The 13,152-nt window shown below is 33.8% G+C and carries 11 protein-coding genes; 2 read left to right on the top strand and 9 right to left on the bottom strand.

Annotated elements, in window-relative coordinates; translation table 11 throughout:
* Position 1: 1 nt before the first annotated feature.
* The 5 genes from FJR48_RS05030 to pheS form a co-directional block, all read right to left on the bottom strand.
* The gene (locus FJR48_RS05030; protein ID WP_152307065.1) at positions 2 to 1,663 is read right to left on the bottom strand and encodes a 30S ribosomal protein S1; all 1,662 of its coding nucleotides are present in this window, start codon (positions 1,661 to 1,663) and stop codon (positions 2 to 4) included.
* Between the two features lie 87 nt (positions 1,664 to 1,750).
* Positions 1,751 to 2,581 (bottom strand): 4-hydroxy-3-methylbut-2-enyl diphosphate reductase, encoded by an 831-nt coding sequence (locus FJR48_RS05025; protein ID WP_152307064.1) that lies wholly within the window; start codon positions 2,579 to 2,581, stop codon positions 1,751 to 1,753.
* Between the two features lie 43 nt (positions 2,582 to 2,624).
* On the bottom strand, positions 2,625 to 3,905 hold the full coding sequence (gene aroA / locus FJR48_RS05020) for a 3-phosphoshikimate 1-carboxyvinyltransferase (RefSeq protein ID WP_152307063.1): 1,281 nt from the start codon (positions 3,903 to 3,905) through the stop codon (positions 2,625 to 2,627).
* Complete coding sequence (gene pheT, locus FJR48_RS05015; protein ID WP_152307062.1) at positions 3,902 to 6,241, bottom strand: phenylalanine--tRNA ligase subunit beta; 2,340 nt, start codon at positions 6,239 to 6,241, stop codon at positions 3,902 to 3,904. The genes aroA and pheT overlap by 4 nt, the downstream gene beginning before the upstream one ends.
* Entirely contained in the window at positions 6,238 to 7,230 is a 993-nt protein-coding gene (gene pheS / locus FJR48_RS05010; RefSeq protein ID WP_223176127.1) for a phenylalanine--tRNA ligase subunit alpha, read from the bottom strand. The genes pheT and pheS overlap by 4 nt, the downstream gene beginning before the upstream one ends.
* A gap of 142 nt (positions 7,231 to 7,372) precedes the next feature.
* Between pheS and FJR48_RS05005 the strand changes: the two genes are divergently transcribed.
* A complete protein-coding gene (locus tag FJR48_RS05005) occupies positions 7,373 to 7,729 on the top strand; it encodes a histidine triad nucleotide-binding protein (protein WP_152307060.1) in 357 nt (118 codons plus the stop codon).
* On the top strand, positions 7,729 to 8,892 hold the full coding sequence (locus FJR48_RS05000; RefSeq protein WP_152307059.1) for a murein transglycosylase domain-containing protein: 1,164 nt from the start codon (positions 7,729 to 7,731) through the stop codon (positions 8,890 to 8,892). The genes FJR48_RS05005 and FJR48_RS05000 overlap by 1 nt, the downstream gene beginning before the upstream one ends.
* A gap of 4 nt (positions 8,893 to 8,896) precedes the next feature.
* Here the strand turns inward: FJR48_RS05000 and FJR48_RS04995 are convergent, their stop codons facing one another.
* The 4 genes from FJR48_RS04995 to FJR48_RS04980 all read right to left on the bottom strand — a co-directional run bounded on the left by FJR48_RS04995 (position 8,897) and on the right by FJR48_RS04980 (position 13,085).
* Positions 8,897 to 9,364 carry an OsmC family protein gene (locus FJR48_RS04995; protein WP_152307058.1) on the bottom strand — a complete coding sequence of 156 codons (468 nt, stop codon included), beginning with the start codon at positions 9,362 to 9,364 and terminating at the stop codon, positions 8,897 to 8,899.
* Positions 9,364 to 10,749: an argininosuccinate lyase gene (gene argH, locus FJR48_RS04990; RefSeq protein ID WP_152307057.1), complete on the bottom strand. Its 1,386-nt coding sequence runs from the start codon at positions 10,747 to 10,749 to the stop codon at positions 9,364 to 9,366. Before argH ends, FJR48_RS04995 begins: the two co-directional genes overlap by 1 nt.
* 83 nt (positions 10,750 to 10,832) lie before the next feature.
* A complete protein-coding gene (locus tag FJR48_RS04985; RefSeq protein WP_152307056.1) occupies positions 10,833 to 11,186 on the bottom strand; it encodes a cytochrome C in 354 nt (117 codons plus the stop codon).
* An 84-nt stretch (positions 11,187 to 11,270) separates the two neighbouring features.
* Entirely contained in the window at positions 11,271 to 13,085 is a 1,815-nt protein-coding gene (locus FJR48_RS04980) for a menaquinone biosynthesis decarboxylase (RefSeq protein WP_152307055.1), read from the bottom strand.
* Positions 13,086 to 13,152: the final 67 nt, after the last annotated feature.

Raw genomic sequence — 13,152 nt, 5'->3', positions numbered from 1 at the left:
CTTACTTTATTTGATCTTTAATTAAATCACCTAAAGAGTGAGATTGATTATCATTAATCTCATCTAAAATCTCTTGGCTTTTAATATAGTCTAATTTTTTAACAGATAAACGGATACGATCACGTCTTGTATCGATTACGGCTATAGCAGCTTCAATCTCTTGACCAACTTCTAACTCTTCTTTGTTTAATGGAGCTAAATCCTCATCACGGATAAGTGCATCTACGCCATCACCAAGCGATACGAATACACCGAAATCTTTAATATCACGGATTGTACCGGTAATAGCAGTATTTACTTTGTGGCTTTTTGAGAAAGTATCAATAGGAGACTCTAAAAGAGTTTTACGATTAAGTGAGATTTTTTGATCATCAGCATTGATTTTAGCAATCTTAACTTCAACTTCTTCACCCGATTTTAAAACATCTTTACATTTTACGTTTTTATCCCAAGAGATATCTTGGTTATGTAAAAGACCTTCAACACCGTCAATACGAACGAATGCACCAAAGTCCGTAAGAGATGTAACAGTACCTGTAACAATATCACCTTCTTTATGATTTTTAACAAACTCATCAAACGGTTTTGGAAGAAGTTTTTTAAGAGAAACTCTAAGTTTGTGAGTATCTGAATTAATCTCGATAACTTCAACATCAATCTCTTGACCTACTGTTAAATAATCATTTGGATTTTTAACATTTTTATCCCAAGATATCTCAGAAATATGTAAGAAACCTTCTATGTCGTTTCCTAAGTCAACAAATACACCGTATGCTTCAATATTTGAAACAGTTACAGTGATAGTATCACCTTCGTCCAGTTCAGATTCAACTTCAGCCCATGGATCAGGTTGAACAGCTTTTATTGAAAGTGAAAGATGACGTTTGTCTTTGTCGTAAGCGATAGCTTTAACATTAACTTTATCACCTTCTTTGTATAGTTTTGAAGGATTAACAGGACCTTTATAAGAGATCTCGTTATAATGAACAAGACCGTCAGCTCCTCCAACATCAACAAACATACCGTAAGAAGTGATTTTTTTAATCTCACCTTCTACGATTACGTCATCTTCCATTAGTTTATCAATAATCTCTTTTTTCTTCTTACGCTCTTCATTGAAAAGTTTACGACGTGAAACTACGATAGAGTTTTCATCTTCATCAATTTTAATAACTTGTGCTTTGATTTTACGACCGATTACATCATCGCTATCTTTAAAAGCCGCTAATGAACGTGGCATGAAAAATGAAACGGCGTCTGCTTCTACAACATAACCGCCACGATTTTTCTTTGTAATTACACCTTCAATAATTAAATCTTCAAAGTTATCTTTATTTGCTTCAATAAAATCAAGTGTTTTTTCTTGCTCTAATACTTTTTTATAAGAGATTTTTGGACGCTCATTGTAGTATCCTGTAACCATTACTTTGATTTTATCGCCTAAACCAAACTTAAGTTCACCGTTTTCATCTTTAATCTCATCAAGGTTTAAAATACCTTCAGATTTATCACCGACACCAACTAATGCTCTATTGTCATCAGCTTGAATCTCTACAATTTCACCTTCAACTATACGGTTACTTGCACTTTGCTTCTTTTCACTTGCAGCGAACATCTCTGCAAAATTTTCTTCTTCCTCAAATGATTCGTTATCGAACGCCATTACCTATCCTCTGTTACATATAAAATTTCGTGATTATATCCAAAAAATGGTTACTTTTTTATAAAAATTATAATTTTCAAGTAATATTTAGTCGATTTTTGATTCTATTGTATCTATAACGTTTTGAATAATCCAATCAGGAGTAGATGCACCTGCACTTATTCCACAAAGTTTTTTGTTTTTAAACCATGAAAAATCTAAATCTTTTTCATCTTCGATATGATAAGAATCAGCACAATTATCTTTAGAGATACTAAAGAGTTGTTTAGTATTTGATGAATTTTTTCCACCGATTACAAGCATCACATCTGCCTTTTTGGAAAGATTTAGCACCGCTTCTTGATTCTCGAAAGTTGCATTACATATTGTGTTAAAAACCCTGACCTCTTTATATCTAGGAATTAAATAATTAGCAACTTCCATATAGTCTTCAACTTTTCTGGTCGTTTGAGCTATCAAAGCTATTTTTTCTTTTAGTTTTATATCTTGTAATTCTTTAGAAGATGTAACGACTAATGCTCCGTTTGTAGCATATGATTTTACACCTTTGATTTCAGGATGTGCTTCATCTCCGAATATCACGACACTATAACCGGCTTCACTCATATTTTGAGCTATCTCTTGGGGTTTTGTCACATATGGACAGGTTGCATCTACAACGTTTACATTATTGTTTTTAAGTTCTTCGAGTTCTTGTTTTTGAATACCGTGTGTACGAACAATCGCCTTATCACCGGCTTTAAATACTTTATGACTATCGGTTAGTCCGACTTGAAAATCATCTTCAAGTCTTGCAATCTCTTTTGAATTGTGTATTAATGGACCATAAGTAGAAGAATTTTTATTATCTTCAGCTATTTTAATGGCACGCTTAACCCCAAAACAAAATCCATAATTTTCTGCAAGTTGTATCTGCATCGTTATCATCTCCTTCATCAAAGAAGTAAATTCTTAGATGAATTTAGTTTATTTTTATTTCCGTTATTCTTTGTAAAATCTCAAAAAAGTTTGGAAAAGAGGTATTTATACATTCTAAATCTGTTACTTCCATACCGCTTCTAAGTCCTGCAATTATAAAACTCATGGCTATACGATGATCACCGTCACTATCAACAACAGAACTTTTAAGTTCTCCACCCGTCACGGTATAACCGTCTTCATATTCTGTTGTCTTAATTCCACAGGCTTTTAAACCTTCTACTACGGTTGATATTCTGTCAGACTCTTTTACACGTAACTCCTCTGCATTTTTAACAACACTCTCTCCATCTGCACAGGCAAAAGCGATTGAGAGTGCAGGAAGTTCATCTATAAGCCATGAGATATTATCTTCAACCGTTATAGCTTTTAGAGGTGCATATTTAACTTTTATATTACCGATTGGTTCATACCTATCATCTGTTTTTTCATAAACTATATCTGCACCCATACGTTCTAATGCTTTAAAAGCTTCGATACGGGTAGGATTAAGAGTAATCCCTTCTAAAGTAACATCAGCTCCTGGAGTTATCGCAGCAGCTACGGCAAAGAAAAATGCAGATGAAGGATCAGCAGGTACACGAATACTAAGTGGATTTAAAAGCTTTTTCATAGGTTTGATAGTAGTCTTAAGTCCATCAACTACTACATCAGCTCCCATACCTTTTAGCATTCTCTCAGTATGATCACGTGATAGTTCAGGCTCAGTATATGTACACTCTCCATCGGCTCTTAATGCTGCTAATATCATACACGATTTAACCTGTGCAGATGCAATTTCACTTTTATAGTTAAATGCTTTTAATTTAGCACCTCGAATACTAAGAGGAGCTAAGTTCGCATCATCACGACCGTCAAATTTTGCACCTATCTCCATCAAAGGTCTTGTAACTCGCTTCATAGGGCGAGAACGAAGGTATTTGTCACCTGTTAAAACAAAATGACCATTTGCGGAACTAAGAAGCCCGCAAAAAAGTCTCATACCCGTTCCGGAATTTCCACAGTCAAGTATTTCAAATGGCTCTTTTATACCGTCTGAAGATATTTTAATAATCTCTCCGTCATCTTCAACATTAGCACCAAGATTTTGTACTATTTTTAAAGAGTTCATAGTATCTTCTGCTCTTAAAAAATTCGTTATTTGACTCTCACCATCTGCAAGCATTGAAAACATAGCACTTCTATGAGATATAGATTTATCCGGTGCTATATCAGAAATATTCAGTGAAAAACTATCGACTGGATTAACTACTATTTTGCTCATCTAAGACCTATTTTTAACTCTTTTTTCAATACTTCCAACACCGCTTCCATAGATGATGTGATATCTTCTTCTTCTAATGTACGGTCATCTCTTTGTAAGACAAAACGTATAGTTAAACTCATATTATCGCCCAATTCATTATCACTATACCTATCTACGGGATAAAATTCTATTATTTCATCAGGTTTTGCATCACTAATGACTTTTTTAACTACCGAATAATCCATCGATTTAGGCATAATTAAACTTAAGTCTTTTTGAGAAGCTTGATACTTTGATCTACTTATAGCAGTTTTAAGTGTATATGCAAGTTTTTCAAAATCAAGTTCACACATATATGTAACATCTAAATCATATGTTTTTTCGACATTTGGATGAACTCGAAAAACCTCTCCTATTTTTTCTTTATTTTGTATTATTGCGCCACACTGATACTTATGAGAAAGATTATGAGTTGTTTCATATTTCACTAACTCAAACTCTCCTACGATATCAGATATTTTTTGAGTAAAAAATCCAAAATCAACCATTTTTGGCTTACCGTTATTTCGGATGCCGTCTTTAGAAACTGTCCCGCTAAAAAGCAAAGACATTTTCACGCTTTCTTCTCTTGAAGTTGAAAATACAGAACCGACTTCAAAAAGTTTAATAGACGAATACCCGTTCTTTGCATTTGAAGAAGCTGCTTTTAAGAGAGAAGTTAAAAGCGTAGGTCTTAGGGTATCTAATGTTTTTGCTATTGGATTAAGTAAGTCTTTTTTATCGTCTAATGTTTTAAAACCATATTCATTTAAAACTTTTTTCTCGTCAAACACAAAGTGAATTGACTCAAAAAAACCTGATGAAGCAGCTTTATGCCTATATGTTTTTCTTTTTTTATACCAAAAATAATCATCCTCTAAACGATTTTCTTCTCTAATCTCAAAAGGTTTTGATTCAATATTATCAATCCCTACCATACGAACTATCTCTTCAACAATATCTTGTTTGTTTGTAATATCGTGTCGGTATCTAGGTATTGAAACAACATAAGAATCTCCTTGAGATTTTGACGTATCAAACCCAAGATCTTTTAGAAGTTTTGTTATTCTAGTTTTATCAATCTTAGCACCTACTATTTCATCTATCTCAGACTTTGAAACACTAACAATTATTTCTTCATAATTATCACACAATTCAATTGTTCCGCCGTAAGTAGTAGAATCTGAATTTGCTTCAACTAGTTTTATACAAAAATCTAAACCTCTATTTAATTCAGGTTCACTTCCACGTGAAGTTCTATAATAAAGAGGACCTGATTCTAATTTATTATCTAGCATTTTTTTAGATATTATATCGGGTGGTATATAACTGGCTTCTAATAAAACTATTCCTTCTTTAGAAGAAACTTTTGATTCTTCTTCTTGAATAATACCTACAGTTGAAGCTTTTTTCCCCTCATGAGTCATTATTGAAGCAAAATTTTTATCATCGTTTACAAGATCTATTTTTGCCATCTTATCACTGTTTTCTTGAAAAAATGAATGTTCATATGCCCTTAAAATAACTCCACTGCTATGTGTAGCATAAAGCATCATAGACATTATGTCCGATTCTCTATTTTCTTCGATTTGAGCGAGTCTCAATCTAACTATAAAAGGTAATATCAACCCTTTTATATCCATAGCCTTATATCTAAGGTTGACATTGTAATCATTATCGTGATTTAAACTAAGTATGCGTCCGATTCCCAAACGTTTATCATCGTTTTGTTTGATAGTTGTACTTTTTAAAGGTGTTCCGTATGCCGCACTCAAATCACGTGCAACACCACGAATACTCAAACAATCACCGCGATTTGCGGTCAATTCTATCTCTATTAAATCATCATTAAATATCGGATGAGTATTTACCTCTTGTCCAAGTTCATAATCACCGATACTGCTATCAACTTCCATAATGCCTTCACCGATATCAGGAAGTCCTACTTCAGATGAGGAACATATCATACCCTCAGATTCTACACCGCGAAGCTTTACCGGTTTTATAACCATACCGCCAGGCATCGTACAACCGATTGTAGCTACCACTACGTCTAGTCCCGTACGAACATTTGAAGCTCCACATACGATTTGACGGATGCTTGTACCTATATCTACCTTACACACGCTGAGTTTATCGGCATCGGGATGTTGTTCACATTCTACAACTCTACCGAATATTATTTTATTAGGTATATCATAGTTGACTACTCTATCAACTTCTAAACCGATAGCATTAAACGTTTTACATAAATCATCAGTTGAAATCTCATTTATATCTATCCATTCATTTAACCAAGATTTTGTAACTATCATTGAAACTGCTCCAGCAACTTAATATCTCCTTCAAAAAGTGAACGTAAATCACCTATTTGATGTATAAGCATTGCAATACGCTCAACACCTAAACCAAATGCATATCCGCTAACATTTTCATATTCTACTGCTTCAAAAACATTTGGATCAACTATACCGCAGCCTAAAATCTCTATCCAACCTGTATGTGAACAAACTCGACAACCGTCACCTTTACAAAAAACACATGAGATATCAACTTCTGAGGATGGTTCCGTGAACGGGAAGAAAGACGGGCGAAATCTTACATCCACATCACCAAACATATATTTTAAAAAATCTTCCATAATATACTTTAAGTTGGCAAAAGAAACTTTACCTTCTTCATCGACTAAAAGTCCTTCAATTTGGTGAAACATAGGTGTATGCGTAATATCGTAATCACGTCTAAAAACAGCTCCCGGTGCTATCATTCTAATCGGTGGTTTTTGGCTCATCATCGTACGAATCTGTACCGGTGACGTATGTGTACGAAGCAGCATCTCGTCTTTAAAGTAAAAAGTATCTTGCATATCGCGAGCCGGATGATATTTTGGAAGGTTTAATGCTTCAAAGTTATGAAAATCGTCTTCTACTATGTTTCCTGTTTTTACAGAAAAGTTTAAAGCAACAAAATACTCAACCATTCTATCCATGGTTTCCATTACCGGATGAAGTGCACCTGCTTCACTTTTAGTACCAAATAAAGAGACATCAATACCCTCTTCTTTCATTTTTTCTTCTAACTCTTTTGTTTGAAGTTCTATTTTTTTATTTGTCAGTAGTTCCATCAAAGAGCTTTTATGAGTATTTAATTCTTTAGCTATTTTTGATTTTTCTTCGTTTGGTGCTGATTTCATCTTAGCAAATTCTGCGGCTAAAATCCCTTTTTTACCAAATACGGAGATTCTTATCTCTTCTATACGCTCAACAGCAGTGGCGTTTTTTATCTCATCATACCATTCTTCCAACAGTCTCACCCACATATTAAATTTGGAAAGGATTATACTTAAATAATATTTATAAATAGCTTGTATAAATCTACTAGCACAATAAATATACCATCAACAAATATATGATACAATTGTAAAAATTCGACTATAAAGGTAATACATGTGTTTATTTTGTAAAATAATTAATAAAGAAATTCCATCAAATATAGTAGCTGAAAACGATGATTTTTTAGCATTTCACGACATCAATCCAAAGGCACCTGTACATATTTTAGCTATACCTAAAATACACGTAGACAGCTTCCATGACGTTGATGCATCTATTATGTCCGGGATGACGGAATTTATAAAAGAGATAGCAGTGAAAATGGGTATTGACAATACCGGTTACAGAGTTATAACAAACATAGGGGATGATGGCGGACAAGAAGTCAAGCATCTGCATTTTCATATATTGGGCGGTGCAAAACTCAAATGGGGACACTTTAGCGATTCAAACCCGAAAGATAACTTCTGATGCTAAAAAAAATCCTAGCTGTATTGCTTCTTTTTTCTTTGGCATTTGTTTTAAATGCTGATGATTTTAGAAAAAGTATGGAGGATTTCAACAGATATAAACAATCTCAAGAAGCAGAGTTTGAGGCTTATCAAAAAGCTCAAACAAAAGTTTATAAAGACTACAAAAAAGAGATAAACCTTTTTTGGAATGATGCCAAACTCTCAACACAGGAGAGTTGGTTATCATACTCAGATGACAAAAAAACACGTTCAGACGTAAATTTTAAAGACAATATAATAACCCTTGAAACTATAGCCGCTTCGGAAGACGAGGCTAAAAGAAACCTACAAATTGCCCTTGCCAAAGCCGTAACAATAGACACAAAAACTCTCCAAGAAAATGATGGGCTGGAGAAAAAGTTATCTGAAATAGCAAAACCTTTTGACATAAAAGATTCAAAAGTGGATAACAAACCTATACTCTCAACGGTAGTATTTGATAAAAAACCTACTGAAAATTCTGTAAAAAAATATGTTAACAAACATATATCGGATTCAAAAATAGATGTTATAGAATCTAAGAAATTAAAACATGCAAAAATTTACAGTGTAGTAGTAAAACTACCAAACGATACTATGATTAAACGTTCCAAAATATACCTTGCCGACGTAAAAGAACATGCTAAAAAACGTAAACTGCCAAAACCTCTAATTTTTGCCGTTATACATTCTGAGAGTAGCTTTAATCCACGTGCACGCAGTCACGTACCGGCATATGGATTAATGCAGATAGTTCCAAATACTGCCGGTCGTGATACATATAAGTTTTTATACAATCAGGATAAACTTGTATCTGGAGCTTACCTTTACAACTCTAAAAATAACATCAAAATGGGAAGTGCATACTTACATATTTTATATTATAAGTATTTAAGAAAAATCAAAAATCCAGATAGTAGGCTCTACTGCACAATTGCAGCATATAATACCGGTACGGGGAATATAGCATATGCTTTTACAAAAGAATACAATATGAATAAAGCTGCACCGATAATAAATAAACTATCACCTCAAGAAGTTTACGCTAAACTATTACAAAATTTAAGGTTTGATGAGCCAAAACGCTACTTAAAAAAAGTTTCTAAACGTATGGCTGCGTATAATGAGATTTACGGAAGTTAAAATATTAAGACGGACATCCTGATATATCACCAAGATCTATATTTGAACCACCGCCTGATATCATCTTTTCGTTTTCACGGATAGTCTTACCATTGTGGATAATCGTGTAAGTAATCTGCGTAGTATCGCGTATAGTATTGATAGTTGAGCAATATGTCTCAAGAGAAGCCATTACCCAGCGTGCAGCTTGTGTATCATCATCTGCATCTGAGTTAAAACTGTATGTTAGATGCAGTTTGTCAAACTTCGCCGGATGCGGTTCGGCACGAATAACATCACCTTCTACAACCAAATCAGTCACAGATTTACCTTGATTTTTTGGTATCAATATAATATCTGTAGCACTACATGTTATAAGTCCGGATAAAAAATATTCAACCGGTGAAATAGTAGGACAATCGATTATAAAACTGCTTTTTGAAGTCTTAGCTTCAAATTTCATATCATTTTGATGAGAGACTGTGACTTTCATTAGTTTTTTCCTTCTAAAAAATCTTTAAAATATGCCAATTGTTCTTTTGTTCTTTTTGTAGCGGTTCCACCCTCTGAAGTTCTTGCATTCATAGAGTTACGTAACACTAAATACTCCATTACGTCTTCTTTGATTCTTTCATCTATCTCTTTAAGATATTTGAATTCCATCTGGCTTAAGTCTGTGTTTAACTCTTCACCTTTTGCAACGGCACGACCCGTAATAAAATGAGCTTCACGAAATGGAATATCGCATTTTTCAACTAGATAATCAGCCAAATCCGTAGCACTTAAATGCCCTATAGCACAAGCTTTTTCCATATTATGTGGTTTTACTTCCATAGTTTTAATAGCTTCTTTTAAAATCTCTAGTGATATTTCAGCAGTTTTTACTGCATCAAACACACCCTCTTTATCTTCTTGAGTATCTTTATTATATGCTAGCGGAAGACCTTTCATTACGGTTAAAAGTCCCATTAAAGAACCATATACACGTCCTGTTTTTCCACGAAGAAGCTCAGGTACGTCAGGATTTTTCTTTTGTGGCATAATTGAACTTCCGGTTGAGTATTCATCACTTAATTCTACAAACCCAAATTCGTAAGAACTCCACATAATAAGCTCTTCACTGAGGCGTGAGATATGCATCATCATTGTAGAGATGTTAAATAAAATCTCCAAAGCAAAATCTCTGTCACTTACGGTATCTAAACAATTTGTACTTACACTATCAAAACCAAGTAGTTCTGCTGTCATTTTTCTATCTACGTTATGTGGCGTACCTGCTAGTGCCGCACAACCAAGAGGAGAGATATTATTTCTTTTAAAAGAGTCTTCAAATCTTGCAATATCACGCTTAAACATTGAAAGATATGCTCCAAGATGAAACCCGAAGTTAGTAGGTTGTGCATGTTGTAAATGTGTCATACCCGGAATTAAAGTCTCTGTATGTTGCTTGGCAACTACTAAAATTTCTGCCATTAGCTTTTTAATAGCCTCTACTATAGCGAGGTTCTTTTTTAGTGTCCAACGACGAAAATCAACTGCAACTTGATCATTTCTACTACGTGCAGTATGAAGTTTTTTACCGGCATCCCCTATAAGCACGGTTAGACGCTTTTCAATACCCATATGTAAATCTTCGTCCGATATATTCCACTTAAATTCACCACTCTCAATTTCTGAGCGGACTTGATTTAAACCCGTAATTATATTTTCTAATTCTTTTTGCGTTAATATTCCCTGCTTTTGTAACATAGTAGCATGAGCGATAGAGCCTTCTATATCTTCTATATAAAGTTCTCTGTCAAACATAATAGATGCATTAAATTCATCTAAAAGAGACGACGCAGATTGTGAAAAACGACCCGACCACATTTTTTCCATATTAATATATCCTCTAAGAAAATAAGTTTCGTATTTTAGCTAAATAAAGGGAGATTACAAAATTTTTATAGACTATAGTTAAGTTAGTTGCAAGCAGGTACATTTCCACTGTCTTTAGCATACTCTACTAAAAACTGCTTTAAATGTTTAGATTTTTTCTTAAATTCGTTTCCTTCAAAATATTTTTTATATTTTTGATATTGTTTTTCTTTTTTAAAATCTTCTGATATTAAGTGTAGTTCAGCTAACTTTTTCCCCTTGTTTTTCATAAGGGAGTTCCATTCTTTTTGCTTTTTATTTGATACGAATGCTTCACCGTTAGTATGGCACTTCATACAAACCTTTGAATATACTTTTTGTCCCTTGTAAAGTGCAGCTTGAGATGGTATAACCGTGAAGAAAAATATTGAGATAATAATAAAAAAAGCTTTTTTCATAATTGACCTTAAAATATAATGGCTATAGTACATTACAAAATATTATATGCACCTTAATAGTTAAAAAACAAAATTATTTTTTAACTATATTTGATACTTCTTATGTAGTTTGTCAGAAAAGTCCCATACACCTTTTTCTTTGAGTCTTTCAATAACACTTGGAGTGCAGTCAACATCATCCGGCCATCTTCTGCTAAAACCGTCAAGTGAGTTTTTATTTGTAGCATCTACTCCGACCATAAGTCCGGATATAAAAATATCTCTTAGTGCATCAATATTATTTGTAACCCTCCAAATTGTCATATATGAATTAAAAACATCATTGGCTTTATTATCAATAAATACAACTATACGGATATTTGTACTTAAAGGAACAAGAGCTTCAAAATACTCTTTTACATTTTTTGTTTTATTGATGCTTATTACGGTTATAGGATTTTTTGTACGTCTCATAAACTGATGCAAATCAACTGCATCCGGAATCAACTCTTTTACTTGGTTTAACAAATCTTCATCACTGAGAAGATTTGGAGCTTCAACTTTATGTGCCGCAGTTGCATCTATACCTAACTTTCCACCGACTAATTCTTCGGGAGACGAATGATCAAGTGCATCCAGAATACCCTCGGATATAAAAAGAGATTTTGGAGTAAACCTGTTTAAAATATATGTCGTTAATGCCTCATAATTTTCTAATTTAGGAGCATTTTCATCCAAGAAAATTGCATGTTTTACAAAACTCATCTGCCCTGCTCCCCAAAATGCATGCATAAATTGTTTAGCATGTCCTTTATAAAGTGGTTGCATTTTTGCCAAAATGAGGTTATGAAAACCTGCGTTCTCAGGCATATGATAATCAATTAGATCAGGTGCCGTTGTTTTTAAAAGCGGAAAAAATATTTTTCCTGTTGCCCAACCCATATACTTATCTTCCAATGGCGGTTTACCAACTACCGTAGCTAGGAAAGTAGGTTTTTTCTTGGTTGTGATAGCACTTACTTTCATACACGGATACATCTCTTCTAAAGTATAATAACCTGTATGGTCTCCAAAAGGACCTTCAAGTTTTAACTGCTCTGTATCGACCCAACCCTCAATAACATAATCAACATCTTTTGGTACATAAAGCGGTGTTGTAAGCGATTTTACAAGCTGCGCAGGTTTTTTAGTAATAAGACCGTACATTAAAAGTTCATTTACACCATATGGAAGAGGAGCCGTAGCACACCAAGTATAGAGAGGGTCTCCACCTATTGCAACTGAAACGGGCATCTTTTTACCTGCTTTTTGATACTGATCAAAAAAGTGTGAAGAGTCTTTATGTATCTGCCAGTGCATTCCCAAAGTATCTTTGTTATATACTTGAAGTCTATACATTCCAAGATTAACCATTTCACCGTCAAGCGACTGCGTATAAACCTGTCCCATTGTTATAAACGGTCCACCGTCTTGCTCCCATGTCGTAAGTACAGGTATGCGTGAAAGATCTACGTCTTCATCTTTATATACAATCTCTTGACATGCACCCTTGCCTTTTAAGCGTTTTGGAAATATGTTTTTCAAATTAAACAATTCACTTGCCATAGATATTTTGTCTCTAAGACCTGAGGGTGGTTTCATATGAAGAAGTTTTGTAATCTCATCTGCAACTGATTCTATAGTGCGACCAAAAAGCAATTCACATCTTTTGTAAGAGCCAAACAAGTTCATAAGTACGGGTTCATCAAATTTTTTACCGGTTTTTTCTTCTATAACATTGGTAAATAAAAGAGCTTTTCCCCCATCCTCTTTTTTAACCTCTGCATATGCCAAGTGCGGGATTTCCAAATAGATATCAAGCGGTGTATCTATAACTGTTAATTCATTGTATTTTTTTAGTAAATTGATAGTATTTTTCATAGCGTGATTATATCACACTTTTTATTATTGATATATCCAAAAAAACACCATTATACAAACATGAAAA

The organism is Sulfurimonas lithotrophica (genome assembly GCF_009258225.1).
Lineage (GTDB): Bacteria > Campylobacterota > Campylobacteria > Campylobacterales > Sulfurimonadaceae > Sulfurimonas > Sulfurimonas lithotrophica.
This window is presented reverse-complemented; position numbering and strand designations above follow the sequence as displayed.

What these genes read in the sequence shown, in the direction of transcription:
- FJR48_RS05030 (WP_152307065.1), bottom strand. Translation starts at nt 1,663, where the DNA reads ATGGCGTTCGATAACGAATCATTTGAGGAAGAAGAAAATTTTGCAGAG.
- FJR48_RS05025 (WP_152307064.1), bottom strand. Translation starts at nt 2,581, where the DNA reads ATGCAGATACAACTTGCAGAAAATTATGGATTTTGTTTTGGGGTTAAG.
- aroA (WP_152307063.1), bottom strand. Translation starts at nt 3,905, where the DNA reads ATGAGCAAAATAGTAGTTAATCCAGTCGATAGTTTTTCACTGAATATT.
- pheT (WP_152307062.1), bottom strand. Translation starts at nt 6,241, where the DNA reads ATGATAGTTACAAAATCTTGGTTAAATGAATGGATAGATATAAATGAG.
- FJR48_RS05005 (WP_152307060.1), top strand. Translation starts at nt 7,373, where the DNA reads ATGTGTTTATTTTGTAAAATAATTAATAAAGAAATTCCATCAAATATA.
- FJR48_RS05000 (WP_152307059.1), top strand. Translation starts at nt 7,729, where the DNA reads ATGCTAAAAAAAATCCTAGCTGTATTGCTTCTTTTTTCTTTGGCATTT.
- FJR48_RS04995 (WP_152307058.1), bottom strand. Translation starts at nt 9,364, where the DNA reads ATGAAAGTCACAGTCTCTCATCAAAATGATATGAAATTTGAAGCTAAG.
- argH (WP_152307057.1), bottom strand. Translation starts at nt 10,749, where the DNA reads ATGGAAAAAATGTGGTCGGGTCGTTTTTCACAATCTGCGTCGTCTCTT.
- FJR48_RS04985 (WP_152307056.1), bottom strand. Translation starts at nt 11,186, where the DNA reads ATGAAAAAAGCTTTTTTTATTATTATCTCAATATTTTTCTTCACGGTT.
- FJR48_RS04980 (WP_152307055.1), bottom strand. Translation starts at nt 13,085, where the DNA reads ATGAAAAATACTATCAATTTACTAAAAAAATACAATGAATTAACAGTT.